Here is a 24,670-nt window from a genome sequence, read left to right on the forward strand (position 1 = left end):
CGCCACACAGTGGTCTAAACGTTTTGGCCAAGTCCGCGTTCATGCTCTGGCTGCACCGTTTCGGATCGCTGCCGTATTTCTATCGGGTGAGCCGGCCGATCGCGCTCGCGCTCGCCGTGCCCGGCGTGCTGCTCGCCGGCTACGGCATTTATGGTGGACTGGTGACCGCGCCGGTCGATTATCAGCAGGGCGATGCCTTTCGTATTCTCTATATCCATGTGCCCAGCGCCTGGCTGTCGCTGTTCGGTTATACGAGCATGGCCATAGCCGGTGTGGTCGCACTGGTGTGGCGGCTCAAGCTTGCCGAGATCTTCATCGTCGCCGCGGCCCCGGTCGGGGCGAGCTTTACCTTTCTGGCGCTGGTGACCGGCGCGATCTGGGGCGAGCCGATGTGGGGCACCTGGTGGGTGTGGGACGCGCGCCTGACCTCCGAGCTGATCCTGTTGTTTCTCTATCTGGGCATAATCGCGCTGCATAACGCGATCGAGTCGCCGCGGACCGCCGCGCGTGCCTGTGCCTTGCTGGCGGTGGTGGGCGTGATCAATGTGCCGATCATCCATTATTCGGTCGAGTGGTGGAACACGTTGCACCAGGGCCCGACCGTGACGCGTTTCGGTCGCCCGGCCATGGAAATGGATATGCTCTGGCCGCTGCTGTGTGCCGCACTCGGTTTTACCCTGATGTTCGGCTGGCTGACGCTCTGGAACATGCGCGCGCAACTGCTCTGGCGCGAACGGCGTAGTCGCTGGGTCAAGAAGGTGTTTCGCGATGCATGAATCCTGGCAGGCGTTCTGGCATATGGGCGGTTATGCGCCGTATGTATGGAGTAGTTACGCCATTGCTGCGGTCGTAATTGTCGGCAATATCATCGCGCCGCTGATTCGCCATCGTCAGATCGCGCGGCGTATCGAGAATGAGGAATTCGATGACTAGGACACGACGTCGCCGTCTGATGCTGGTCGGTGGCCTGTTCGTTGGCCTGGCAGCGGCCACCGGCCTGGCACTGACTGCTTTCAGCGAAAATATCCTCTACTTCTATCAGCCCAGCGAAATCGCGGCTGGCGAAGTGCCTGCGCATACGCGTTTTCGAATCGGCGGGCTGGTCGAGAACGGCTCGGTCGAGCGTAACAACGACGATCTGCTGGTGCGTTTTACCCTGGCCGACTGTCAGGCCAGCGTGCCGGTGCAGTTTCGCGGCACGCTGCCGGACCTGTTTCGTGAAGGCCAGGGCATTGTGGCCTATGGCGAGCTCGACGAATCGGGCCAGTTCGTGGCCGACGAAGTGCTGGCCAAACATGATGAAAACTACATGTCGCCCGATGTGGCGGATGCGATGAAGGACGAAACGGGGCAAAGCTGTATGCCGACCAACATGCAGGCCAAGCGATGATTCCCGAAATCGGGCATTTCGCACTGGTGCTCGCACTCGGCCTGGCCACCGTGCAGACCGTGTTGCCGATGTACGGGATTCTGCGTTCCCGGGCGGATTGCCTGGCTGTGGCCGCGCCGGCGGCGATCGGCCAGTTCGTGATGCTGGGCATTGCCTTTGTTGCGCTGGGCTTTGCCTTTTATGCCAACGATTTCTCGGTGGCCTATGTCGCCGCGAATTCGAACACGCACTTGCCGTGGTTCTACCGTATCGCCGCCATCTGGGGCGCACACGAGGGTTCGTTGCTGCTTTGGATGATGTTGCTGGCCTGCTGGAGCCTCGCTGTGGCCCTGGCCAGTCGTACGTTGCCGCGTGATGTGGCCAGTTGCGTGCTGGCGGTGATGGGGGCGGTGAGCGTGGGTTTTCTGCTGTTCACCCTGTTTACGTCCAATCCTTTCGAGCGCCAGTTCCCGGCACCGATGGAAGGGCGCGATCTCAACCCCCTGTTGCAGGACCCGGGCCTGGTCGTACACCCGCCGATGCTCTATATGGGCTATGTCGGCTTTGCCGTAGCCTTCGCGTTCGCCATTACCGCCTTGATTACCGGGCGCGTGGATAGCGCGTGGACGCGCTGGACGCGGCCGTGGACAACGGCGGCCTGGATGTTTCTGACCATTGGCGTGACCCTGGGCAGCTGGTGGGCCTACAAGGAACTCGGCTGGGGCGGCTGGTGGTTCTGGGATCCGGTCGAGAACGCTTCGTTCATGCCGTGGCTGGTAGGTACCGCCTTGATCCATTCGCTGGCGGTGACCGAAAAACGCGGCATCTTCAAAAGCTGGACCGTGCTGCTGGCGATTACCGCCTTCGCGCTGTCGTTGCTGGGCACGTTTCTGGTGCGCTCGGGCGTGCTCATTTCGGTGCACGCCTTTGCGACCGATCCAACCCGCGGCATCTATATCCTGACGTTTTTCGCGGTGGTCGTCGGCGGTTCGCTGATCCTGTATGCATTGCGCGCGGCGCAGTTCGAGGCCGGGCGTGAACCGGTCGCCGCCTTGTCGCGCGAAGGGCTGTTGCTGCTCAACAATATCTTTCTGGTGGTCGCCGCCGCCGGCGTATTGCTGGGTACGCTCTATCCGATTCTGGCCGACTCGCTGGGCATGGGGCGGATTTCGGTGGGCCCGCCGTATTTCAACAAGGTCTTCATTCCGCTAACCGTGCCGCTGGTCGTGCTGATCGGCGGGGCCGCGGTAATGGCCTGGAAGCGTACCCGGGCCGATGTGTTGCGTTCACGCCTGTGGGCGCCGCTTGTGATCGCGATTGTTGCCGGTGTGGCCTTGCCGTTGCTGACGGTGGGTACCGGCGCGGTGGCCGCCGTGGCCGGTTGTGTGCTCGGCTGCTGGGCGATTGCGACCGCCTTCGAGGATCTTGTTCGGCGCAGCCGCGGCCGGCGTATGATGCTGCCCCGCAATGTCGTAGGCATGGCGCTGGCTCATGCGGGCGTGGGTATTTTCGTGATCGGCGTGAGTCTGGTCAGTGGTTTCGGCGGCGAGCACGATGTTCGTCTTGCCCCGGGCCAGAGTACCGAGATGGTGGGCTACGAGTTCGAGTTCGTCGGCACACGGCATGTCGACGGGCCGAACTTCACCGCCGAAATCGGCGATTTCATCGTGCGCGAAGATGGTGACCAAATCGCCGAACTGTTCCCGGCGAAGCGACGCTACAACGCCGGCGGTCAGACCATGACCGAGGCCGGTCTCGACGTGGGCGTCACACGGGATCTGTATGTGTCGCTGGGCGAGCCGTTATCCGGCGATGCTTGGAGCGTACGTATCTATCATCGGCCGTTCGTGCGCTGGATCTGGGCGGGCGGCTTCATCGCCGCGCTCGGCGGGCTGATTGCCCTGACTGACAAGCGCTACTATCGCCGTCGCGCACGCCAGGACAAGGCCGTTGCGGCCGATCGTGGCCTCGACCCGGTGCATGCATGATGCGTTGGCGCCTGGTTGTACCTGTTGTCGTCGTGTTGGCGTTGATCGTCTTGCTCGGCTATGGGCTCACGCGCCGCCCGGATGTGCTGCCGTCGGCCTTCATCGGCAAGCCCGCGCCGGCGTTCGATCTGCCCACGCTGGCCTCCGATCGCGAACGTATCAGCGTGGCCGATCTCAAGGGGCGGGTCACGCTGGTCAACGTCTGGGCGAGCTGGTGTGTGGCCTGTCGCGCCGAACACGAGCTGATCACGGCGGTCTCGCGACGTACCGGTGTGCCGGTGGTTGGGCTCAACTACAAGGACAGCAAGGAGGCCGCGTTGCGTTGGCTGGGCCGCTACGGTAATCCGTTCGCCGTGGTCGCCTTCGACCCCAGCGGCGCGACCGGCATCGACTGGGGTGTATCGGCGGTACCGGAGACCTTCGTCGTCGACGCCGAGGGCATTATCCGCTACAAGGTGGTGGGCCCGATCACGCGCGAGGAAATGAACGACACGCTCATTCCCAAGCTCCAACAGCTCAAGGCGAACGCGTCATGATGCGCATGCTGATCGCGCTGTGTGTGCTGCTGGCCGTGGCCACCAGCGCGCAGGCGGTGGATCTGGAGGGCGAGCAGCTGGCGCGCTATCACGCGCTCAATGCGCAATTGCGTTGTCTGATCTGTCAGAACCGCAGTATCGCCGAGTCCGATGCGCCGCTGGCCAAGGATCTGCGCGCTATCGTCGAGCGCCAGATCGCACAGGGCCGCAGCGATGCCCAGATCAAGCAGTATCTGGTCGACCGCTATGGCAAGTGGGTGCTCTACGATCCGCCGCTGGATTCAGCCACGGTCATTCTGTGGGCGGGCCCATTCGTGCTGTTGGCCATCGGCCTGTTCGTCGTGTTCTGGATGATGCGGCGCCGCCGCGAAGCCCCCGCCCACACGCCGCAGCTCGACCGCGAGCGCCTTACGCGCGTACTCGAAGAACAGGCACGCGATTCCGACTCCGACTCTTCTCAAGAGCGTTCATGACCGAATTTCTCGTTTTCGCGGCGATTCTCGTCGCCGCCAGTCTGGTATTCGTGCTCGTACCGCTATGGCGTGCCGGCACGCCCGCGGCCGATAAGCGGCGCGCAGCCAACATCACCATCTATCACCAGCGTTACGCCGAGATCGAACGCGAGGTAGCCGCCGGACGTTTGAGTCGGCGCGAGGCAGAAACCGAAAAAGACGAACTCGGCGCACGCCTGCTCGCCGATATCGACCATACCCCGGCCATCGCGCCCGGCGCACGGGCGCCACGCCGGCCCTGGCTGGCCACGCTGTTCGTGCTGCTGGTCGTCGTGGGTGGCTCGAGCGCCGTCTACTGGCATCTGGGGGACTACCAGGCGCTTGGCGAAAGCCAGATGCCGAACCTGCAAACCATGATCGGCGAGCTCGAACAGCGCGTGGCCGAGCATCCGGACGATCTACGCGCCCAGGCGATGCTCGCGCGCGCATACGAGGCGATCGGCGACTATGCAGCCGCCGCGAAGGGTTATCGCGTGCTCAACGACGCCATGCCGGCACCGCGGCCGCCCATTATCGCCGCGGAAGCCCAGGCGACGCTCGCGGCGACCGACGATTTGCAGGGCCGCGCGAAAACCCTCTACCAGCAACTGCTCGAACTCGATCCGCAAAGCCGTGAAGCGTTGTGGTATCTGGGCCTTGCTGCGGCCGAACGTGGTGACGACGCGCAGGCGATCGACTATTGGGACCGGCTGCTTGCCCAGGATCTGCCGGAGGAGTTCGCCAGCATGGTGGCCAACCGGCGTGCGGAGCTGGCAGGCGAGAAACCGACGTTATCCGGCGACTGAGCGTGTTGTTTCACCCCTGCAAAGGGGTTAACGTCCTTTCTAAAGCACTCCGACACAACAGGCGATGGCGAACGAAACCCGGCTCGAATACGATTCTCTTCCTTCGGTAGCACCGTCCTATCTACGCGCCGCGACGACCTTGTCGGGCGGGTTGTCGGGCGACGAGACGATACCGACGATCATCGCCGAACTGCCCGACCTGGAAGTTCGCGCCGAGGAATTGGCGAAATATCGCAAGGTCTGCGGTTTTCAGCATTCACCGTATCTGCCGGTGACCTATCCGCATGTGCTGGCGTTTCCCATGCACATGGCCGTACTCACGCACAAGGACTTTCCGCTCAAACTGCTGGGCCTGATTCATCTGCGCAACGAGATTACCCAGTATCGCGGTATCGAAACCGCGGAAAAGCTGCATCTGGAAGTCAGCGTGGGCGGCCACCGCGAAGTGGAAAAAGGGGTGGAATTCGACCTGGTCACCCGCGTGCGTGATCGCGCCGGCGAGCTGATCTGGCAGGAGAACAGCGTCATGCTTTCACGCCAGAAGACCAACGTGCCCAAGTCGAAGAAAAAGAAACACGACGACGGCCTGGGCTTCGAGGCCGACGACCAGGTCACCTGGGAAGTACCGGAAAACATCGGCCGGCGCTATGCCAGCGCCGCGGGCGATTACAATCCCATCCATCTCAGTCCGTGGAGTGCCAAGCTGTTCGGCTTTCCGCGCGCGATCGCCACAGGCATGTGGACCAAGGCCCGGGCCGCCGCGGAACTTGAGCCCAAGCTTGAAAAGCCGGCCTATACCCTGACACTCGGCTTCAAGAAACCGGTGTTTCTGCCCAGCAAGGCCTGTTTTTCCTACCGCATGCACGAAAAGGGCGCGGATTTTGCACTCACCAATCCGAAAGGCGACATCGTCCATCTGCTGGGCGATATCCGCTATCTAGATTCCAATTCGCAGGGCTGAAAAGCCAAAGGATCGACTATGCGTATTCGTAAGGCGGTATTCCCGGTCGCAGGGCTGGGAACGCGTTTCCTGCCGGCAACCAAGGCCAGTGCCAAGGAAATCCTCCCGGTGGTGGACAAGCCGCTGATTCAGTATGCGGTCAAGGAAGCGATCGCCGCCGGCGCCGAGGAAATGGTGTTCATCACCAGCCATACCAAGAACTCGATCATGGATCACTTCGATCGGGACTATGAGCTGGAGGCAACGCTCGAAGCCAAGGGCAAGGAAGAACTGCTGCAGGCGGTCAAGGATGTGCTGCCGCCGGGCATCAGCTGTGTGTATATCCGCCAGCCTGAGCAGATGGGCCTCGGCCACGCCATCAATTGTGCGCTGCCGGCCGTGGGCGATCAGGATTTCGCTGTCATTCTGGCCGATGACCTGATTGCCGGCTCGTTCCAGCCCTGCATGGCGCAGATGCAGCGGGTGTATCAGGAATACGGCACCAGCGTGCTGGCCGTACAACGCGTGCCCTGGGAAGAAACCTACAAATACGGCATCGTCGAGGTCGAGCCGATCGGCCCCGGGCTGTCCGAGATTCGCGGTATCGTCGAGAAGCCGGACCCGGACAAGGCGCCGTCGAATCTGGCCGTGGTGGGCCGCTATATCCTCACCCCCCGTATCTTCCGCCTGCTCGACAAGACCAAGCCGGGCGCGGGTGGTGAAATCCAGCTCACCGACGCCATCGAAGCGCTGATGGGCGAACAGACAGTGCTCGCCTACGAGTTCGAAGGTACGCGCTACGACTGCGGCAGCAAGTTCGGGTATCTCAAGGCTAACGTCGAAATGGGCTTGCAGCACCACGAAATTGGCGAGGAGTTTCGCAGCTATCTCAAGAATCTCACTGCCGATTGGGGCGATGAGCAGGACACTAGCCAAACCGGCTGACGTCGTACCGTGCGTCACGGTCGACGATACGGTTTGTTATCATACGTTGCCATCGCGGCGTCCGCCGGCAGGCGCCGTTTCGGCACGGTTTGAACGAGACGATCCCGGCGTCTCGAAACGGCCATGGGCCTTACTTTATGAAAAGCGAACTTAACGACAAGTTCATCGAAAATTCCCCCTTGTTCGGCGGCAATGCCGCCTATGTCGAGTCCTACTACGAGCAGTACCTGAAGGACCCGGATTCAGTCGAGCAAAGCTGGCGCGACTATTTCAAGAGCCTCAACGGCGACGGCGCGCAGGACATCGCGCACGGGCCGATTCGCGACTCGTTCGTGGATACCCAGGCCTCGGCCGGGCAGGGCGCACGGCCGCGGGCAAGCATGTCGCAACGCGCGGCCCAGAAGCAGGCCGGCGTGCTGCGCCTGATCAACTACTACCGCATGCGCGGCCATCAGGCTGCCGATCTCGACCCGCTCGGTCTGTACGAGCGCCCGAATGTGCCGGATCTCGATCCGGCATTTCACGGTCTGGGCGAGGCGGATATGGATACGGTGTTCAACACCGGCTCCTTGTTCACCGAGGCCGATGAGCTGCCGTTGCGCGATATCATCGATATCTGCAAACGCGTGTATACGGGCACCATCGGCACCGAATACATGTACATCACCGACACCCGCCAGAAGCGCTGGATCCAGCGCCGCCTCGAGGCGAGTGTCGACAAGCCGCGCCTAAACGAAAAAGAAAAGCGCGAAGTGTTGCGCCAGCTCACCGCCGCCGAAGGCATCGAGCGCTACCTGCATACCAAATACGTTGGCCAGAAGCGTTTTTCGCTGGAAGGTGCCGACAGCATGATTCCGGCGCTGGATGAAGTCGTGCGCTCGGCCGCGCGTAGCCATGTGGACGAGATCGTCATCGGCATGGCCCATCGCGGCCGTTTGAACGTGTTGGTGAACATTCTTGGCAAGTCGCCGAAGGAACTGTTCGCCGAGTTCGAGGGCGACTACGACCTCGACGAGCTCGAGATGTCGGGCGACGTCAAGTACCACATGGGCTTTTCGACCGATATCGAGATCGAGAACGAACGCGTACATCTGGTGCTGGCGTTCAACCCGTCGCATCTGGAGGCCGTGAACCCGGTCGTGCAGGGCTCGGTGAAGGCGCGCCAGGAACGTCGCCACGACGATGAAGGCGAAACCATTCTGCCGGTGCTCATCCACGGCGACGCGTCGTTCGCCGGCCAGGGCATCGTCATGGAAACCCTGCAGCTGTCGCAGGCGCACGGCTATGCCACGGGCGGTACCGTGCATCTGGTGGTGAACAACCAGCTCGGTTTCACCATGCAGAACCCGATCACCGCCAAGCTCGGCGAATATTCGCGTACCTCGCAGTACTGTACCGATATCGCGAAAATGCTCGAAGCGCCGGTGTTTCACGTCAATGGTGATGACCCGGAAGCCGTGGTCTTCGTAACCCGGCTGGCGATGGATTATCGCGAGACCTTCGGCAAGGACGTGATCGTCGACATGATCTGCTATCGCCGCCACGGCCATAACGAGGCGGACGAGCCGGCGGTCACCCAGCCGTTGATGTACCAGAAGGTCAAGCAGATGGAGACCACCCGCAAGCTGTATGCGGGCAAGCTGGAATCCGAAGGCCTGATCGACAAGGACGAGGCCCAGCAGTTCGCCGACGCCTATCGCGACGGCCTCGACGAAGGCAAGAACATCTCCCGTACCACGCTCGGTCTGGTCGGTAACGAGCATACCGTGGACTGGGCGCGTTACAGCCGCCAGCGCTGGTCCGACATCGTGGATACATCGGTGCCGGTCGAAACCCTGCAACGCCTGGCCGCGCGCCTGCGCGAACTGCCCGACAGCTTCGAGCTGCACAAGCGTGCCCAGCGCATCATCGACGATCGCGCCAAGATGGCGGCCGGAGCCTCGCGTATCGACTGGGGCTTTGCCGAGCATATGGCCTATGCCAGCCTGCTCGATGACGGCTTTAACGTGCGGCTGTCCGGCCAGGATTCCGGGCGCGGTACGTTCTTTCACCGGCATGCGGTGCTCTACAACCAGAAGGACGGCCACGAATTCACGCCGTTGAAGCACGTTGGGCGCGATAGCGCGGCCTTCACCGTCAACGACACGCTGCTCTCCGAAGCCGGAGTGCTCGGCTTCGAGTACGGCTATGCCACGGCCGATCCGTCGACGCTGACGATCTGGGAAGCCCAGTTCGGCGATTTCGTTAACGGCGCCCAGGTGATCATCGACCAGTTCATTTCCAGCGGCCAGGCCAAGTGGGGCCGTCTGTGTGGTCTGGTCATGTTCCTGCCGCACGGTTACGAAGGCCAGGGCCCGGAGCATTCCTCGGCACGCCTGGAGCGCTTTCTGCAGTTGTGTGCCGAGCGGCACATGATCGTGTGCGTACCCTCCACGCCGGCGCAGTGGTTCCATCTGTTGCGCCAGCAGATGGTGCGCGATCTGCGCATGCCGCTGGTGGTGCTCACGCCCAAGAGCCTGCTGCGCCATCGTCTGTCTACCTCCACACTGGAGGACCTCGCCGAAGGCCAGTTCAATTTCGTCATCGACGAGCCCGACAGCATCGACGACGACGCCATCGAGCGGGTGGTGTTCTGTAGCGGCAAGGTCTACTACGACCTCTATCAGGCCCGCGAAGAACGCGAACTCGACAACGTCGCGCTGGTGCGTATCGAACAGCTCTATCCGTTCCCGGCCAACGACTATGCCGCGGTGCTCGAGCGCTACAAGAACGCCGACGAAGTGGTCTGGTGTCAGGAAGAGCCGGAAAACCAGGGCGCCTGGTATCAGATTAAGCATCGCTTGCAGGTGCCGCTGGCCGAACGCCACGAATTGCTCTATGCCACACGCCCGGGTGCGGCGACCACGGCAGCGGGTTATCACAAGCTGCATGTCAAACAGCAGGAAGCGGTGGTCGACGCCGGCCTGACCGGCGGTGAACGCCTGGTGGACAAGGGCAAGGCACAGACTCGCAAATCCCGATCCAAGAAGAAGTGATTTCGGCCGCGGGCTAGTACGCGGACTCACGCCAACGATCTCGACAAGTTAGGAAACGACAAGCATGGCCACAGAAGTCAAAGTCCCGGAGCTTCCGGAATCCGTCAGTGAAGCCACCGTGGGTGAATGGCAGAAAAACAAGGGCGACAAGGTCGGCCGCGACGAGAATCTCGTCGACCTCGAAACCGACAAGGTCGTTCTCGAAGTGCCTTCCACCTCTGCCGGTGTGCTCGCTGAAATCAAGGTTTCGGCCGGCGATACGGTCAAGGCCGGCGACGTGCTGGCAATCGTCGAGGAAGGCGATGGCGCCGATGCCGGCGATGACGACGACGGTGACGATGACGCCGACGAGTCCAAGGCCGACACCAACGACGACGCCAAGGACAAGGACAAAGATCAGGACGAGGACAAGTCCGCCGAAGACGACAAGGCCGATAAGTCCGATAGCGGCGACGAACCCGTGGCCAGTCCTGCTGCCAAGAAGCTGATGGACGAAAACGATGTCGCTGCGCGCGATGTCGACGGCACCGGTAAGGATGGCCGGATCACCAAGGCCGACGTCCAGAAGGCGATCGACAACCAAGGTGAAAAGCGCGAAGACAAACCCGCGGCCCGCAACGACTCCGGTTCCGAGCGCGAAGAACAGGCGGTATCGGAACAGGCCGATCGTCAGGCCCTGGCCGATGCGCCCAGCGAGCGCACGGAACAGCGCGTGCCGATGACGCGTATTCGCCAGCGCATCGCCGAGCGCCTGCTCGATGCCAGCCAGAACACCGCCATGCTCACGACCTTCAACGAGGTCGACATGAAAGCGGTCATGGAGCTGCGTAATCAGTACAAGGAGAAGTTCGAGAAGGACCACGAAGTCCGTCTTGGCTTCATGTCGTTCTTCGTCAAGGCCGCGGTCGAAGCGCTCAAGCGCTTCCCGATCGTCAATGCCTCGATCGACGAAGGCGATATCGTCTATCACGGCTTCTACGATATTGGCGTGGCGGTCTCCTCGCCGCGCGGGCTGCTCGTGCCGGTGCTGCGCGACGCCGACCAGCAGTCGTATGCACAGATCGAGTCCACGATTCGTGATCTGGGCCAGCGCGCGCAGCAGGGCAAGGTCACCATGGATGAAATGAGTGGCGGCACCTTCACTATCACCAACGGTGGCGTGTTCGGCTCGCTGTTGTCCACGCCGATCATCAATCCGCCGCAGGCCGCGATTCTCGGCATGCATGCCACCAACGAAAAGCCGGTGGTGGTTGATGGTGAGATCGTGGTCCGGCCGGTGATGCAGCTTGCGCTGTCCTATGACCACCGTCTGATTGATGGCCGCGACGCGGTGCTGTTCCTGCGTACGATCAAGGAACTCATCGAAGATCCGGCCCGGTTACTGCTGCAGGTATAGCGCCGTATTCGTAACCGCTACACGTTATTGCAAGGAAAAGCATGAGCAAGGAATTCGATGTCGTCGTCATCGGCGCAGGCCCCGCTGGCTATGTGGCTGCCATTCGTGCAGCCCAGTTGGGGATGGACGTCGCATGTATCGACAAATGGCTGGACCTCAACGACAAGCCGTCGCTGGGTGGAACCTGTCTGAACGCCGGGTGTATCCCGTCCAAGGCATTGCTGGAGTCCAGTGAACTCTACGATCGCGCCAACCACGAGTTTGCCGATCACGGCATCAAGACAAGCAAGGTCGAACTCGATCTTGCCCAGATGCAAAAGCGCAAGGCCGGCGTGGTGTCACAGCTGACCGGCGGCATCTCCGGGCTGTTCAAGGCCAACGGCGTGAAGTCGTTTGCCGGCAGTGGCCAGGTGGTGGACTCCGGCGAGGTCCTGTTCGTCAGCCATGACGGCAAGGAAGAAACCTTCACCGCCAAGAACATCATCATTGCCGCCGGCTCCGAGCCGGTGGAGCTGGATATCGCCCCCTTCGACGGCGAGCACATCGTCGATTCGTGGGGCGCGCTCGAGTTCGATGAGGTGCCGAAAAAGCTGGGCGTGATCGGCGCCGGTTATATCGGCGTGGAACTGGGCAGTGTCTGGTCGCGGCTGGGCAGTGATGTGACGCTGCTGGAAGCGGTCGACGAATTCATGCCGATCGCCGATCGCGATGTGGCCAAGGAAGGGCTGAAGTCGTTCAAGAAGCAGGGCCTGGATATTCAGCTCGGCGCACGCGTGACCGAGGCCAAGGCTGGCAAAAAGGGCGTCGACGTCAAGTACACGCAGGGCGATGAATCGCATAGCGTGACCTTCGATCGCCTGATCGTGGCGGTGGGTCGACGCCCGCATACGAAGGATCTGTGTGCCAAGGGCGCGCGCGTGGAACTCGACGACAAAGGCTTCGTCGACGTCAACGACAACTTCCGTACCAGCCTGCCGGGCGTGTATGCCGTCGGCGATGTCATCGGTAACCCGATGCTTGCCCACAAGGGGATGGAAGAGGGCGTGGCCGTGGCCGAGATTCTGGCCGGTCAGAAGCCGCACCTGAACTACGATGTCATCCCGTCGGTGGTCTACACGCATCCCGAAATGGCGTGGGTCGGCAAGAGTGAAGCGCAGGTCAAAGCCGCCGGCACCGAATATCGTGTGGGTCAGGTGCCGTTCAGCGCCAATGGTCGCGCCAAGGCGCTGGGCCAGCAGGGCGGTTTCGTCAAGATGATCGCCGATGCCAAAACCGACGAGATTCTCGGCGTGCACATGATCGGGCCCTACGTGTCCGAGCTGGTCCAGGAAATGGTCGTGGCCATGGAGTACAAGGCCTCCAGCGAAGATATCGCGCGTATCATTCACGGCCATCCGACGCTTGGTGAAACGGTTCACGAAACCGCGCTCGCGGTGGACGGGCGACCGATTCACTTCCCGCCGAAACGCAAGAAGTAATCGCCGAATGACCGCCGAGGAAGAAGACCGCTCGCTCGCCACAGGCAGCAAGAACGCAGCGGGCAAGGAGTCCAACACCTCGGGCGGCAACGGTTCGCGCGACAGTGCCGACGGGCACGGCGACGGAAACGGAAACGGTAACGGCAAGAATAAGCAGTCGTTGCCGTTTCTGTGCCTGGCCGCACTCGGTATCGTCTATGGCGATATCGGTACCAGTCCGATCTATGCACTGCGCGAGGCGTTCTACTCGCACGACGGCATTTCCGTCGTGCCGGCTAATATCTTCGGGGTGCTATCGCTGCTGTTCTGGTCGTTGATCATCGTGATCTCGATCAAGTACCTGGCCGTGGTCATGCGGGCAAGCAACAACGGCGAGGGCGGCATCATCGCGCTCGTGGCGCTGCTCAATCCCTGGAAGACGGAAAAAAAGAGCCGTCGTTATATCCTGATGCTGCTGGGCCTGTTCGGCGCGGCACTATTGTATGGCGACGGCACCATCACGCCGGCCATTTCCGTATTGAGCGCGATCGAGGGGCTGGAAGTGGCCACACCGGCCTTCAAGCCCTATATCGTGCCTATCACCATCGCCATTCTGATCGGGCTGTTTCTTATCCAGAAGCGCGGTACGGCGTCGGTGGGTTCGTTATTCGGGCCGGTCATGATGACCTGGTTCGTCGTGCTGGGGCTGCTCGGCATCAATGGCATCGTGCAGCATCCGGGTGTGTTCGCCGCGATCAATCCGCTCTATGCGATCCACTTCTTCGCCGACAATGGCCTGGCCGGTTTTCTCGTGCTGGGCACGGTATTTCTGGTGGTCACCGGCGGCGAGGCGCTCTATGCGGATATGGGTCATTTCGGCCTGGCGCCCATCCGGCTGGCCTGGTTCTTTCTCGTGCTGCCGGCCTTGTTGATGAATTATTTCGGCCAGGGCGCGATGATGCTCGAAAACGCCGACATCACCCAGCCGTTTTATCAGATGGCGCCCGACTGGGCGCTGTACCCGGTGGTCGGCATCGCCACGCTGGCGACCGTCATTGCCTCCCAGGCGGTGATATCCGGCGTGTTTTCGCTTACCCGCCAGGCGGTACAACTGGGCCAGCTTCCGCGACTGAATATCGTTCAGACTTCGCACGAGTCCTACGGCCAGGTGTATATCCCGTTCATGAACTGGATTCTGATGGTGGCGACCATCGGTCTGGTACTGGGGTTTCAGTCGTCGAGCAATCTGGCCGCCGCCTACGGCGTGGCGGTGTCCATGGATATGGTGATCACCACCATCCTGGCGTTTTTCGTGGCCTATCGCTGGGGCTGGTTCCCGCGCGTGGCTGGCGCGATCGCCGCAGCGTTGCTTGTGGTCGATCTCGCCTTTCTGGGCGCGAACCTGTTCAAGGTGCCCGATGGCGGCTGGTATCCGCTGCTCGTGGCCGGTGTGATCTTTTTCATCATGGGTACCTGGCGGCGCGGGCGCGAGCTGGTCGGCCAGCAGCTCCAGGAGGATACCGAGCCGCTCGAAGAGTTCATCGAGTCGCTCGACGAACTGCCCATGCGCATCGACGGCACGGCCGTGTTCATGACCGAGGCCACGACCAAGACGCCACCGATGCTGCTGCATCATCTGCGTCATAACCGCGTGCTCCATGAACAGGTCATCCTGCTCACGGTCAATATACTGGACGTGCCGCGGGTGCCCGCGGCCGAACGCCTGAAGATCGACGATCTGGGGCACGGGGTCTATCGCGTGCAGGTCTACTACGGCTTCATGCAGGCAAGCAACGTGCCCGTGGCGCTGCGCTTCGCCGGTGAATTCGGCCTCGATGTGGATCTGGATCAGACCACCTTCTATGTCGGTCGCGAATCGCTCATCCCGACCAGTGAAGTGCCGGGCATGATGGTGTGGCGCGAGCATATGTTCGCTTTCATGTCGCTCAATGCGACGCGCGCGACCTCTTATTATCGAATTCCCCCTGAACGCGTGGTCGAACTCGGTATTCAGATCGAAATCTGAGCTACAGTGGCGGCGGCCTGGACACGGCGACAGACCGCCGGGTCGGCGTCGCGGCTGGTAGAATCCCCGCACGGTTTGCAGCGCAACGACGAGGCATTATGGCAGGCCATAGTAAATGGGCGAATATTCAGCACCGCAAGAACGCCCAGGATAAAAAACGCGGTAAGATTTTTACCAAGATCATTCGCGAGATCACCGTCGCGGCCCGTATGGGCGGGGGCGATCCCAACGATAATCCGCGCCTGCGGCTGGCCTGGGACAAGGCCCTGGCCGCGAACATGCCCAAGGATAATATCGAGCGGGCGGTCAAACGCGGCACCGGCGATGGCCAGGGCGATAACTACGAAGAAATTCGTTACGAAGGCTATGGCCCGAACGGTGTGGCGATCATGGTCGACTGCATGACCGACAACAAGAACCGTACCGTTTCGGAAGTGCGCTACACCTTCAACCGCAATGGCGGCAATCTGGGTGCCGACGGCTCGGTGGCCTATCTGTTCGACCGCAAGGGCGTACTGACCTACGGGCCGGACAACGACGACGAAGACGTACTCGCCCCGGCGCTGGAGGCCGGCGCGGAGGATCTGGTCGAATACGAAGACGGCTCTTTCGACGTGCTCACGGCACCGGACGATTACAACACGGTCAAGGCCGCGGTCGAGGCCGCCGGCTTCGCGCCCGATGCCGCGGACGTGACCATGCGCCCGGCGACCACGGTCGAACTGCAGGGCGAGGATGCCGAGAGTTGTCTCAAGCTGCTCGATGCGCTGGAGGATCTCGACGACGTACAGAACGTCTACAGCAACGCCGAACTCGACGAACAGACGCTCTCCGGCGCGCCCGCCTGACGCACGCTATGGCACGGGTTCTGGGTATCGATCCGGGGTCGACAGTCACCGGGTTTGCGGTGGTGGACGGCGGCGCCCAGCCGCGCTCGATCGTGATCGACTGTATTCGCCTGCCCCGTGCGGCTTTTGCCGTGCGTCTGGGGCTGATATTCGAACGCCTGAGCGCGGTGATCGACGAATACCGCCCGGATGAAATGGCTATCGAAGACGTGTTTGTCTCGCGCAATGCAGCGAGCGCGCTCAAGCTGGGCCAGGCCCGGGGCGCTGCGATCTGTGCCGGTGCCGCGCGCGGCCTGCCCATCGCCGAGTACACGCCGACTCAGATCAAGCAGGCCATCGTCGGGCGCGGCCATGCCGACAAACAACAGATTCAGCATATGGTGCGCGTACTGCTGGGCGTGAATACATTGCTACAGGCCGATGCCGCGGACGCTGCCGGCGTGGCGGTATGCCATATCCACCACAGCCGCAGTGCCGCGCGCATGCAGATCGCGGCCAATACGACAGGACGCCGGGCATGATCGGACAGCTGCGCGGACGCATCATCGAAAAACAGCCGCCGCGTCTGGTCATCGATGTGGGCGGTGTCGGTTACGAGGTCGAAGCGCCGCTGTCGACCTTCTTTACCCTGGGTGAAGGCCGGCGCCCGAACAGTGGCGCGGGGGAGGGCGAAGTCACCCTGCTTACGCAGATGGTCGTGCGTGAAGACGCCATGCTGCTCTACGGGTTTGCCACCGCCGAGGAGCGCAGCCTGTTTCGCGAGCTGATCAAGGTTTCCGGCGTGGGTGCAAAACTCGCCTTGACCGTACTTTCCGGCATGAGCGTGGCCGATTTCGTGGCCACGATCGAAGCCGACGATACCGCGCGTCTGACCGGGCTGCCCGGGGTCGGCAAGAAGACCGCCGCGCGCCTGATCGTGGAAATGCGCGACAAGCTCTCCGGTAGTGCGATCGCCCCGGCACTAGCCCCGGCGTCGACGAGCGCCGGCGGGGCAGGTGATGCCCAGTCGGTCGCACGCCAGGCGCTGACCTCGCTGGGCTACAAACCGGCCGAATCGGATCGCCTGCTCAAGGGTATCGATGCCGAGGGTCTGGATAGTGAGGCACTGATTCGCGAAGCCCTGCGCCGGGCGGTGCGCTGATATGCAGGAGTCGGAACGCCTGATCGGTGCCAGTACCCAGGGCGACGAAGGCCGTTTCGACCGGGCGCTGCGCCCACGCGGGCTGGCCGAATACATCGGCCAGGCCAGCGTGCGCGAGCAGATGGAAATTTTCGTCAGTGCAGCGCGTGCCCGCGGCGAAGCGCTCGATCATGTATTGATCTTCGGCCCGCCCGGTCTGGGCAAGACCACGCTCGCCCATGTCATCGCCAACGAAATGCAGGTGGGATTTCGTCAGACGTCGGGCCCGGTGCTCGAACGCCCGGGCGATCTGGCGGCCTTGCTGACCAATCTCGAACCCAACGACGTACTGTTCATCGACGAAATCCATCGGCTGTCGCCGGTGGTCGAGGAAGTACTCTATCCCGCGCTCGAGGATTACCAGATCGATATCGTCATCGGCGAAGGCCCAGCGGCGCGTTCGATCAAGCTCGATCTGCCGGCGTTCACGCTGGTCGGGGCCACCACGCGCGCGGGCGCGCTGACTTCGCCGCTGCGCGATCGCTTCGGCATCGCCCAGCGCCTGGAATTCTATTCGCACAGCGACCTGGCCCATATCGTCGAGCGCTCGGCGAGCATTCTCGATGTATCGATCGATAGCGAGGGCGCGGCTGAAATCGCACGTCGGGCGCGGGGCACGCCGCGTGTGGCCAACCGGCTGTTGCGCCGGGTGCGCGACTATGCCGAGGTGCGCGCCGACGGCCGGATCAGCCACGCGGTCGCCCGTGCCGCCATGGACATGCTCAAGGTCGACGACAACGGCTTCGATCTCATGGATCGCAAGCTGCTGGGCGCGCTGCTGGAAAAATTCGATGGCGGCCCGGTGGGCGTGGAAAGCCTCGCCGCGGCCATCGGCGAAGCCCGTGAAACCATCGAAGACGTCATCGAACCCTATCTGATTCAACAGGGGTTCATGATGCGCACCCCGCGCGGTCGCCAGGCCACCCAGGCCAGCTATCGTCATTTCGGCTTGCCGCAGCCCGCGCCACGCGCGACCGACGCACCGGATCTGTTCAACGATACGCCAAACGATGTCTGAAACCGCTGCCGCCAACGATGCGCTGCGCTATCGCGTACGCGTGTTCTACGAAGACACCGACGCCAGCGGCGTGGTCTATCACGCCAATTATCTGAAGTATCTGGAACGTGCGCGCACCTGCTGGCTGGAGGCGCAGGGGCACAGCCATCGCGTGCTCGCCGAGCGCCACGGTATTGCCTTTACGCTGGCCGACGCCAATCTGCAGTTCAAGTCGCCGGCACGTCTGGATGACGAAATCGAAGTGGTCACCCGCGTGGCCGAGCGCCGGCGGGCCCGAATCATTTTCGAGCAGACCATCGAGCGCGAAAATACCTTGCTTATTAAGGCACGATTCACCGTAGCCTGTGTCAGAATTCCCGATTTCCGGCCTTGCGCGCTGCCGGATTTATTGCAAAAGGAGATGCAATGAACGTTGCGACGGACATGTCCCTGTGGGGGCTGGTCATGCAGGCAAGCCTGCTCGTCAAACTCGTCATGCTGGCTTTGTTGTTGGCGTCCATTGCCTCCTGGATCGTGATATTCAGCAAGCGGCGCCTGCTGGCCCAGACCCAGAACGACATGGAATGGTTCGAGGATCGCTTCTGGTCGGGGGGCAATCTCAAGGACATCTACGCCGAGACCCAGGCCCAGGCCGATACCAGTCGCGGAATGCCCTCGCTATTCAAGAACGGCTACGACGAACTGCGCCGCCAGCGCAATGCCGGCCAGGCCGCACCACACGAAATCGTGCCCTCGGTACAGCGCGCCATGCGGGTCGCACTGTCGCGCGAGCTCGAGCGCCTCGAACGCGGGCTGGCCATGCTGGCCACGATTGGTTCGATCAGCCCCTATGTCGGCTTGTTCGGCACGGTCTGGGGCATCATGAGTGCCTTTATCGCACTCGGCAACGTCAAGCAGGCGAGCCTGTCCATGGTCGCGCCGGGTATCGCCGAGGCGTTGATCGCCACCGCCATGGGTCTGTTTGCTGCCATTCCCGCGGTTGTGGCGTACAACTTCTTCAGCAACAAGGTCGATTTCATCGAAAATCGTTTCCAGACGTTCATGGAAGAAATGGCCGGCATCGTCGAACGCGGCATGAACGCGGCCTCGCCGGCGCCCCGCGCTGCTGCGGAAAAGCCGCGCCCGGCCCCCGAGCCCACGCGTACGCCGCCCGAGCTTTGAATAGCGCCGCCTGTCTTCGGAACCACTGACTATGTCTATTCGAGGAAAACGTCGCCTGGCCAGCGAGATCAACGTCGTGCCTTATATCGACGTGATGCTGGTGCTGCTCATCATCTTCATGGTCACCGCGCCGTTGCTGACCACTGGCGTCGAGGTCGATTTGCCGGACGCGGCGGCGCAAGCGCTGGATACAGAGGACAACGACCCGATCGTGTTGTCGGTCACGCGCGACGGCGAGTTGTATCTCAACGTGGGCGCCAATCCGGACGAGCCGCTCTCCAGCGACGAGGTCACCGATATCGCCGCGCGCGTCATTCGCGAGCGCCCCGATGCACCGGTGGCGGTCAAGGGCGACGGTTCGGGTAGCTATGGCAACGTCGTGCGCGGCATGGTGTTGCTGCAGCGCGCGGGTGCCGAGCAGGTTGGGCTGCTGACCGACAACATCGACGATAGCGCGAGCGACCGCTGACGATGTGGCAGACATTCACGCAGAACTGGCGTGCGGTGCTCCTTGCGATTGGCCTGCATGTATTGATCGCCCTGTTGCTGATCGTGGGCGTGAACTTCGTCACCGATGCGTCTTCGCGTGGTAATCACGGCCAGAAAATCGTCAATGCGACCGTGGTCAACCCGGACGCGGTAAATACCGATATGCCCGAGCCGGTATCACCGGCGGCCGAACCGGAGCCCGAGCCGGAACCCGAACAGGATCAGGCGGCAGAAAAAGCCGAGCAGGAAGCCGCAGAAAAGGCCGCCGCCGAGAAGGCTGCTGCGGAAAAAGCTGCGGCGGAAAAAGCGCAGGCCGCCCAGCAGAAAGCGGCAGAGGAAAAGGCGGCGCAAGAAAAAGCCGAAGCAAAACGCGAGGCCGAGGCTGAAGCCGCACGCAAAGCTGAAGCACAGCGCAAGGCGAAAGCCGAGGCGGCCCGCAAAGCCGAAGCCGAACGCAAGGCCAAGGCAGAAGCCGAACGCAAAGCCAAAGCCGAGGCTGAAGCCAAACGTCAAGCCGAAGCGGCCGCCCAGGCCAAAGCGGAGGCCAAACGCAAGGCCGAGGCAGAGGCGGCTCGCAAGAAAGCCGAGGCCGAAAAGCAGGCCAAAGCCGAAGCGGCACGCCAGGCCAAGGCCGAAGCCGAGCGCAAGGCGCGCGAAGCCGCGGCCCGCAAGGCCGCAGCCGAAAAACAGGCGCGCGAAGAGGCAGCACGCAAGGCACGCGCCGAGGCACAGCGGCGCGCGGCGGCGGAACAGGCCGCGCGCGAAGCCGCGATGCGCGAGGCGATGCAACAGGAAGCCGCGGGGCGGCGCAACGCGGCGAACTCCCAGGCGCTGGGCGCCTATATTCAGGCGATCAAGGATCGCGTCGAATCAAACTGGCTACGTCCGCCGGGTGTGCGCAATATTTCCTGTAAAGTACGGGTTAAACAGTTGCCGGGCGGCCAGATTACGGGCTTTCGACTGCTGGGCTCCTGCGGCAATGCAGCGGTCGATCGCTCGGTCGAACAGGCGATTCGCAAATCCGACCCGCTACCGCGTGCGCCCTCGGACAGCGTCTTTTCTTCTGAAATCGAGTTCAATTTCGAGCCGGACCAATGAAACACATGCTTGCTAGAACCCATGCGGCCGTTGCCGCGCTGATTGCGCTCACGCTCGCCGCGGTCGCCCCTGCACAGGCTGCACTGCAAGTCGATATTACCGACAGCTCGCAAAGCGCGATTCCGATCGCGATCGCGCCGTTCGGCAGCAGCGGCGGTGCGCTACCGGTGGATGTGGCCCAGGTGGCCAGCGATGATCTCGAGTCCACCGGCCTGTTCGATGTGACCGAACGACGCAATATGGCCGAAACGCCGACCAACCCGAACGAGGTCAACTACCAGACCTGGCGCAGTTCGTCGGTCGATAACCTGGTGGTGGGCTCGGCCGCCGCGAACGGGCAGGGTGGCTATCGCATCACCTTCGATCTGCTGGATGTCTATCAGGGCAAGTCGATTGCCAGTTTCCAGATCAACGCCGGGCGCAACGAACTGCGCGACGCAGCCCATACCGTGGCCAACCTGATCTATGAGAAATTCGTCGGCGAAAAAGGCTATTTCCTGTCCCGGATCGCCTATATCACCATGGCAAAGGAGAACGGCGCGCTGCGCTATCGCCTGATCGTGTCGGATTACGACGGCAAGAACCCGGCCACCGTTTATTCCTCGCGCGACCCGATCATGTCGCCGGCCTGGTCGCCGGATGGCACCAAGCTGGCCTACGTGGCCTTCGATATCAATCGTGGCCGCAGCAGTCTGCGTGTGCAGGATCTGGCCACGGGCAATATTCGCGAGATCTCCTCGCGCGAGGGCATCAACGGTGCGCCAGCGTGGTCGCCCGATGGTCGGCATCTGGCCATGACGCTGTCCTACCGGGGCAATCCGGATATTTACAGCTACGATCTGAGCACCAATCAGCTCACCCAGCTGACCAATAATGGCGCCATCGATACCGAGGCTGCCTGGTCGGCCGACGGGCGTCATATCGCGTTTACCTCCGATCGTGGCGGCAAGCCGCAGGTCTACCAGATGCGCAGTGACGGCAGCCAGGTTCAGCGGCTGACTTTCGAAGGCGACAGCAACCAGCGCGCCACCTATTCGCCGGATGGCAATCAGATGGCGATGGTTCAGAAAAGCGGCAACGGATTCCGTATTGCAGTTATGGACCTGCAGAATAATAATATCCGTATCGTAAGCGACGGCCCGCTCGACGACGGCCCGGATTTCGCGCCGAACGGCCAAGCCATCATCTATGCCCGCCAGGGCCGCAACAACGAATTGGCGACCGTATCCACCGACGGCCAGACCCGCTCGCGTCTTTCGCAAAGCGGCGAAGTGCGTGAGCCGGCCTGGGGTCCGCTCGGCTACTAGATCACCGGTTCGATTGACCAGACAAAGGGCTCGAATACCTCGGGCCAACCAGTCCACAAGGAGCTTTTTAGAAAATGAATAACATGACCAACAAGATGGGGCAGCGATTTTCGCTGATCGCGCTACTCATGGCCGCCATGCTCGTGCTGGCTGCCTGTGGCGGTAACAAGAATCTGCGCGATGGCGACGACCTGCCGGCTGCCGGCGGCATGGGTGACAGCGGCGATCGCGGCATGGGCATGAATTCGGGCCGCGATATCGACGTGCGCGGGCTGGAAGGTATCGACCCGGCCGATCGCTCGATGTTCATGGACCCGAACAACCCGTTGTCCACGCGCATCATCTATTTCGATCTCGACCAGAGCACCATTCCGTCGCGGTTTTCTCAGGCCATTCAGGCCCATGGCCGTTACCTGAGCCAGCATCCCAATGTGAAGCTGCGCCTGGAAGGCCATACCGACGAACGTGGTACCCGCGAGTACAACGTGGCGCTGGGCGAACGGCGTGCCGAATCGGTGCAGCAGGCCCTGGAACTGTCGGGCGCGAGCGCAAGCCAGCTGTCGACGCTGTCCTTCGGCGAAGAACGCCCGGCCGAGCTCGGCTCGACCGAGTCAGCCTATTCGAAGAACCGTCGTGTCGAGTTCATCTACACCAAGTAAGTAGCCATCATGCGTCACGCACTACCGATAGCGCTGGTGACGTTTGCCGTAGCCACGTCGGCCGGGATGACCTCCCGGCCGGCGTTGGCCGGGTCGGCGGACGCCGCGCAGCAACAGTCCATCATGCTCGCGCAGGCCGGCAACAACGGCGGGCCCAATCTGTTTTCCCTGTTTCAGGATATTCAGCGACTGCAGTCCGAAGTTCGCGATCTGCAGGGCCAGGTCGACACGCTCAAGTATCAGCTACGCCAGAACGAGCAGGGCCAACGCGATCTCTACGAAAACCTCGACAAACGCCTGAGCGCGCTTGAAGGTGGCGGCGCTACCGGTGCTGCCACGGGCGATACCGGTAGCAGTAGTAACGGCGCGAGCGACAACGCGGCCGACTACGGCACGGTCAGCCAGGATCCCGCGGTCGAAAAAGCCTATACCGCGGCTTTCGACAAGCTCAAGGCGGGCGACTACGATGCCGCGATCGGTGCGTTCAAGGGGTTTCTCCAGCAGAACCCGGAAAGCAGCTATAGCGACAACGCCTGGTACTGGCTGGGTGAAGCGAATTACGTCAAGCGTAATTACGATGCATCGCTGGAGGCATTCCAGACCGTCGTCAATCGCTTTCGCGCGAGCGACAAGGTGCCCGGCTCGCTCTACAAGATTGGCGTGATCCAGGACGAACGCGGCGAAACCGATAACGCCTACGGGACGCTCAAGCGCGTGGTCGATCAGTATCCGAACAGCAACGTCGCCGATATGGCGCGCAAACGTCTCGAACAAATCGACGACTAACGCGCCCTCGCGTAATTGCTGCGGGCTGGCTGAAATCGCCAGCCCTCGTCGGCGCGTGCAGGCCATGTGATCATCGCCACCTCGCCGTTTGGGTCGAGTGTGGCGGCGGCGCCATGTCGCCTGGCGGGCCATTTCCATTCGAACAACGACCGCGCCGCGCGTGCGGATAGCGCCCATGACCCAGTCCGCATCCCCGCGGGCCGTCGTACTGTTTTCCGGCGGTCTGGATTCGACCACCTGTCTGTCCCAGGCGAGGGCCGACGGCTACGATTGCTATGCGTTGAGCTTCGACTATGGCCAGCGCCATACGGCCGAACTGGCAGCAGCCCGCGCCTATGTGCAGACACACCCCTGGATCGCCGATCACAAGTGCGTACGCCTGGATTTCGATGGCATGGGTGGTTCGGCGCTCACCGATGACACGATCGCGGTTCCCGAAGCGCCGAGCGATACGATTCCTGCCACTTATGTGCCGGCACGCAATACGGTGTTTCTATCGATTGCGGTGGGCTGGGCGGAGGTACTCGGTGCCGAGGCGATTTATATCGGCGTGAACGCGGTCGACTATTCCGGCTATCCGGACTGCCGGCCGGAATTCATCGCCGCATTCGAGCGCATGGCCCAGCTGGCCACGAAAGCTAGCGTACAGGACGGGCAACGCATTGCGATCGAAACGCCATTGATCGATCTCAGCAAGGCCGAGATCATTCTGAAAGGCCACGCGCTGGGTGTCGACTACGCGCGTACCGTGTCCTGTTATCAGGCCGATGCACAGGGCCGGGCCTGCGGTCGTTGCGACGCCTGCCGACTTCGTCAGGCCGGTTTTGCCCAGGCACAGGTGCCCGATCCGACAATTTATCAATCGGGCGCTGATTTTCCGGAATGAATCGGGTATGATGCGCGCCCAATACGGGCCGTTAGCTCAGTTGGTAGAGCAGTTGACTTTTAATCAATTGGTCGCAGGTTCGAATCCTGCACGGCCCACCAATTCAACCCGCTTCGACAGCGGGTTTTTTTGTGTCTGGCCCAGGCGCGCAGGGCCTGCGAAAACGCTAGCGTGCCCAAGCACCTGATCATGATCAACGTGCATTGCGTCGCGCGTGCAAGGCGCACGGCGGTCGGAGGTGACGACCGC

At 62.2% G+C, this 24,670-nt stretch carries 25 protein-coding genes and 1 tRNA gene; all 26 read left to right on the forward strand.

Annotated elements, in window-relative coordinates; translation table 11 throughout:
• Positions 1–41 precede the first annotated feature (41 nt).
• Positions 42–776: a heme ABC transporter permease gene (locus S4A8_RS08760; protein ID WP_353178290.1), complete on the forward strand. Its 735-nt coding sequence runs from the start codon at positions 42–44 to the stop codon at positions 774–776.
• Positions 769–933 (forward strand): heme exporter protein CcmD, encoded by a 165-nt coding sequence (gene ccmD, locus S4A8_RS08765; protein WP_353178291.1) that lies wholly within the window; start codon positions 769–771, stop codon positions 931–933. The genes S4A8_RS08760 and ccmD overlap by 8 nt, the downstream gene beginning before the upstream one ends.
• Positions 926–1,390 (forward strand): cytochrome c maturation protein CcmE, encoded by a 465-nt coding sequence (gene ccmE, locus S4A8_RS08770; RefSeq protein ID WP_353178292.1) that lies wholly within the window; start codon positions 926–928, stop codon positions 1,388–1,390. The genes ccmD and ccmE overlap by 8 nt, the downstream gene beginning before the upstream one ends.
• The gene (locus S4A8_RS08775) at positions 1,387–3,357 is read left to right on the forward strand and encodes a heme lyase CcmF/NrfE family subunit (protein WP_353178294.1); all 1,971 of its coding nucleotides are present in this window, start codon (positions 1,387–1,389) and stop codon (positions 3,355–3,357) included. Before ccmE ends, S4A8_RS08775 begins: the two co-directional genes overlap by 4 nt.
• Positions 3,354–3,893: a DsbE family thiol:disulfide interchange protein gene (locus S4A8_RS08780; protein WP_353219869.1), complete on the forward strand. Its 540-nt coding sequence runs from the start codon at positions 3,354–3,356 to the stop codon at positions 3,891–3,893. Before S4A8_RS08775 ends, S4A8_RS08780 begins: the two co-directional genes overlap by 4 nt.
• On the forward strand, positions 3,893–4,366 hold the full coding sequence (locus tag S4A8_RS08785; protein WP_353220067.1) for a cytochrome c-type biogenesis protein: 474 nt from the start codon (positions 3,893–3,895) through the stop codon (positions 4,364–4,366). The genes S4A8_RS08780 and S4A8_RS08785 overlap by 1 nt, the downstream gene beginning before the upstream one ends.
• Positions 4,363–5,190: a c-type cytochrome biogenesis protein CcmI gene (gene ccmI, locus S4A8_RS08790; protein WP_353219870.1), complete on the forward strand. Its 828-nt coding sequence runs from the start codon at positions 4,363–4,365 to the stop codon at positions 5,188–5,190. Before S4A8_RS08785 ends, ccmI begins: the two co-directional genes overlap by 4 nt.
• A 64-nt stretch (positions 5,191–5,254) precedes the next feature.
• Positions 5,255–6,151: a MaoC/PaaZ C-terminal domain-containing protein gene (locus S4A8_RS08795; protein ID WP_353219871.1), complete on the forward strand. Its 897-nt coding sequence runs from the start codon at positions 5,255–5,257 to the stop codon at positions 6,149–6,151.
• 18 nt (positions 6,152–6,169) lie between these two features.
• Entirely contained in the window at positions 6,170–7,075 is a 906-nt protein-coding gene (gene galU / locus S4A8_RS08800; RefSeq protein WP_353219872.1) for a UTP--glucose-1-phosphate uridylyltransferase GalU, read from the forward strand.
• A gap of 137 nt (positions 7,076–7,212) precedes the next feature.
• Positions 7,213–10,110, forward strand: a complete 2,898-nt coding sequence (locus tag S4A8_RS08805; protein ID WP_353178303.1) for a 2-oxoglutarate dehydrogenase E1 component — start codon at positions 7,213–7,215, stop codon at positions 10,108–10,110.
• Between the two features lie 64 nt (positions 10,111–10,174).
• Positions 10,175–11,506, forward strand: a complete 1,332-nt coding sequence (odhB, locus tag S4A8_RS08810; protein ID WP_353219873.1) for a 2-oxoglutarate dehydrogenase complex dihydrolipoyllysine-residue succinyltransferase — start codon at positions 10,175–10,177, stop codon at positions 11,504–11,506.
• Positions 11,507–11,547: 41 nt separating this feature from the next.
• Positions 11,548–12,984, forward strand: coding sequence for a dihydrolipoyl dehydrogenase (gene lpdA / locus S4A8_RS08815; protein WP_353178307.1), 1,437 nt, complete (start codon positions 11,548–11,550; stop codon positions 12,982–12,984).
• A gap of 7 nt (positions 12,985–12,991) precedes the next feature.
• Positions 12,992–14,989 (forward strand): potassium transporter Kup, encoded by a 1,998-nt coding sequence (locus tag S4A8_RS08820; protein ID WP_353219874.1) that lies wholly within the window; start codon positions 12,992–12,994, stop codon positions 14,987–14,989.
• Positions 14,990–15,087: 98 nt separating this feature from the next.
• Positions 15,088–15,837, forward strand: a complete 750-nt coding sequence (locus S4A8_RS08825; protein ID WP_353178310.1) for a YebC/PmpR family DNA-binding transcriptional regulator — start codon at positions 15,088–15,090, stop codon at positions 15,835–15,837.
• A gap of 8 nt (positions 15,838–15,845) precedes the next feature.
• Positions 15,846–16,358 (forward strand): crossover junction endodeoxyribonuclease RuvC, encoded by a 513-nt coding sequence (gene ruvC, locus S4A8_RS08830; protein WP_353178312.1) that lies wholly within the window; start codon positions 15,846–15,848, stop codon positions 16,356–16,358.
• On the forward strand, positions 16,355–16,978 hold the full coding sequence (ruvA, locus tag S4A8_RS08835) for a Holliday junction branch migration protein RuvA (protein WP_353178313.1): 624 nt from the start codon (positions 16,355–16,357) through the stop codon (positions 16,976–16,978). The genes ruvC and ruvA overlap by 4 nt, the downstream gene beginning before the upstream one ends.
• A gap of 1 nt (position 16,979) precedes the next feature.
• Positions 16,980–18,035 (forward strand): Holliday junction branch migration DNA helicase RuvB, encoded by a 1,056-nt coding sequence (ruvB, locus tag S4A8_RS08840; protein WP_353178315.1) that lies wholly within the window; start codon positions 16,980–16,982, stop codon positions 18,033–18,035.
• Positions 18,028–18,444, forward strand: a complete 417-nt coding sequence (gene ybgC / locus S4A8_RS08845) for a tol-pal system-associated acyl-CoA thioesterase (protein WP_353178317.1) — start codon at positions 18,028–18,030, stop codon at positions 18,442–18,444. The genes ruvB and ybgC overlap by 8 nt, the downstream gene beginning before the upstream one ends.
• Positions 18,441–19,196 carry a protein TolQ gene (gene tolQ, locus S4A8_RS08850; protein ID WP_353178319.1) on the forward strand — a complete coding sequence of 252 codons (756 nt, stop codon included), beginning with the start codon at positions 18,441–18,443 and terminating at the stop codon, positions 19,194–19,196. The genes ybgC and tolQ overlap by 4 nt, the downstream gene beginning before the upstream one ends.
• Before the next feature lie 31 nt (positions 19,197–19,227).
• Positions 19,228–19,665: a protein TolR gene (tolR, locus tag S4A8_RS08855; RefSeq protein ID WP_353178320.1), complete on the forward strand. Its 438-nt coding sequence runs from the start codon at positions 19,228–19,230 to the stop codon at positions 19,663–19,665.
• A gap of 2 nt (positions 19,666–19,667) precedes the next feature.
• Complete coding sequence (tolA, locus tag S4A8_RS08860) at positions 19,668–20,783, forward strand: cell envelope integrity protein TolA (RefSeq protein ID WP_353178322.1); 1,116 nt, start codon at positions 19,668–19,670, stop codon at positions 20,781–20,783.
• Positions 20,780–22,090 carry a Tol-Pal system beta propeller repeat protein TolB gene (gene tolB / locus S4A8_RS08865; protein ID WP_353219875.1) on the forward strand — a complete coding sequence of 437 codons (1,311 nt, stop codon included), beginning with the start codon at positions 20,780–20,782 and terminating at the stop codon, positions 22,088–22,090. The genes tolA and tolB overlap by 4 nt, the downstream gene beginning before the upstream one ends.
• A gap of 74 nt (positions 22,091–22,164) precedes the next feature.
• On the forward strand, positions 22,165–22,749 hold the full coding sequence (gene pal / locus S4A8_RS08870; protein ID WP_353219876.1) for a peptidoglycan-associated lipoprotein Pal: 585 nt from the start codon (positions 22,165–22,167) through the stop codon (positions 22,747–22,749).
• Between the two features lie 9 nt (positions 22,750–22,758).
• Positions 22,759–23,535, forward strand: coding sequence for a tol-pal system protein YbgF (ybgF, locus tag S4A8_RS08875; protein WP_353178328.1), 777 nt, complete (start codon positions 22,759–22,761; stop codon positions 23,533–23,535).
• Positions 23,536–23,710: 175 nt separating this feature from the next.
• Positions 23,711–24,421, forward strand: a complete 711-nt coding sequence (gene queC, locus S4A8_RS08880; RefSeq protein WP_353219877.1) for a 7-cyano-7-deazaguanine synthase QueC — start codon at positions 23,711–23,713, stop codon at positions 24,419–24,421.
• A gap of 25 nt (positions 24,422–24,446) precedes the next feature.
• Positions 24,447–24,522 (forward strand) — tRNA-Lys (locus tag S4A8_RS08885).
• The last annotated feature ends 148 nt before the right edge of the window (positions 24,523–24,670 follow it).

Origin of the sequence: Salinisphaera sp. S4-8 (genome assembly GCF_040361235.1) — a bacterium.
Lineage (GTDB): Bacteria > Pseudomonadota > Gammaproteobacteria > Nevskiales > Salinisphaeraceae > Salinisphaera.

Bases quoted from the DNA above. Each gene is read 5' to 3' on its own strand.
- S4A8_RS08760 (WP_353178290.1), top strand. From the start codon at position 42: ATGCTCTGGCTGCACCGTTTCGGATCGCTGCCGTATTTCTATCGGGTG.
- ccmD (WP_353178291.1), top strand. From the start codon at position 769: ATGCATGAATCCTGGCAGGCGTTCTGGCATATGGGCGGTTATGCGCCG.
- ccmE (WP_353178292.1), top strand. From the start codon at position 926: ATGACTAGGACACGACGTCGCCGTCTGATGCTGGTCGGTGGCCTGTTC.
- S4A8_RS08775 (WP_353178294.1), top strand. From the start codon at position 1,387: ATGATTCCCGAAATCGGGCATTTCGCACTGGTGCTCGCACTCGGCCTG.
- S4A8_RS08780 (WP_353219869.1), top strand. From the start codon at position 3,354: ATGATGCGTTGGCGCCTGGTTGTACCTGTTGTCGTCGTGTTGGCGTTG.
- S4A8_RS08785 (WP_353220067.1), top strand. From the start codon at position 3,893: ATGCGCATGCTGATCGCGCTGTGTGTGCTGCTGGCCGTGGCCACCAGC.
- ccmI (WP_353219870.1), top strand. From the start codon at position 4,363: ATGACCGAATTTCTCGTTTTCGCGGCGATTCTCGTCGCCGCCAGTCTG.
- S4A8_RS08795 (WP_353219871.1), top strand. From the start codon at position 5,255: ATGGCGAACGAAACCCGGCTCGAATACGATTCTCTTCCTTCGGTAGCA.
- galU (WP_353219872.1), top strand. From the start codon at position 6,170: ATGCGTATTCGTAAGGCGGTATTCCCGGTCGCAGGGCTGGGAACGCGT.
- S4A8_RS08805 (WP_353178303.1), top strand. From the start codon at position 7,213: ATGAAAAGCGAACTTAACGACAAGTTCATCGAAAATTCCCCCTTGTTC.
- odhB (WP_353219873.1), top strand. From the start codon at position 10,175: ATGGCCACAGAAGTCAAAGTCCCGGAGCTTCCGGAATCCGTCAGTGAA.
- lpdA (WP_353178307.1), top strand. From the start codon at position 11,548: ATGAGCAAGGAATTCGATGTCGTCGTCATCGGCGCAGGCCCCGCTGGC.
- S4A8_RS08820 (WP_353219874.1), top strand. From the start codon at position 12,992: ATGACCGCCGAGGAAGAAGACCGCTCGCTCGCCACAGGCAGCAAGAAC.
- S4A8_RS08825 (WP_353178310.1), top strand. From the start codon at position 15,088: ATGGCAGGCCATAGTAAATGGGCGAATATTCAGCACCGCAAGAACGCC.
- ruvC (WP_353178312.1), top strand. From the start codon at position 15,846: ATGGCACGGGTTCTGGGTATCGATCCGGGGTCGACAGTCACCGGGTTT.
- ruvA (WP_353178313.1), top strand. From the start codon at position 16,355: ATGATCGGACAGCTGCGCGGACGCATCATCGAAAAACAGCCGCCGCGT.
- ruvB (WP_353178315.1), top strand. From the start codon at position 16,980: ATGCAGGAGTCGGAACGCCTGATCGGTGCCAGTACCCAGGGCGACGAA.
- ybgC (WP_353178317.1), top strand. From the start codon at position 18,028: ATGTCTGAAACCGCTGCCGCCAACGATGCGCTGCGCTATCGCGTACGC.
- tolQ (WP_353178319.1), top strand. From the start codon at position 18,441: ATGAACGTTGCGACGGACATGTCCCTGTGGGGGCTGGTCATGCAGGCA.
- tolR (WP_353178320.1), top strand. From the start codon at position 19,228: ATGTCTATTCGAGGAAAACGTCGCCTGGCCAGCGAGATCAACGTCGTG.
- tolA (WP_353178322.1), top strand. From the start codon at position 19,668: ATGTGGCAGACATTCACGCAGAACTGGCGTGCGGTGCTCCTTGCGATT.
- tolB (WP_353219875.1), top strand. From the start codon at position 20,780: ATGAAACACATGCTTGCTAGAACCCATGCGGCCGTTGCCGCGCTGATT.
- pal (WP_353219876.1), top strand. From the start codon at position 22,165: ATGAATAACATGACCAACAAGATGGGGCAGCGATTTTCGCTGATCGCG.
- ybgF (WP_353178328.1), top strand. From the start codon at position 22,759: ATGCGTCACGCACTACCGATAGCGCTGGTGACGTTTGCCGTAGCCACG.
- queC (WP_353219877.1), top strand. From the start codon at position 23,711: ATGACCCAGTCCGCATCCCCGCGGGCCGTCGTACTGTTTTCCGGCGGT.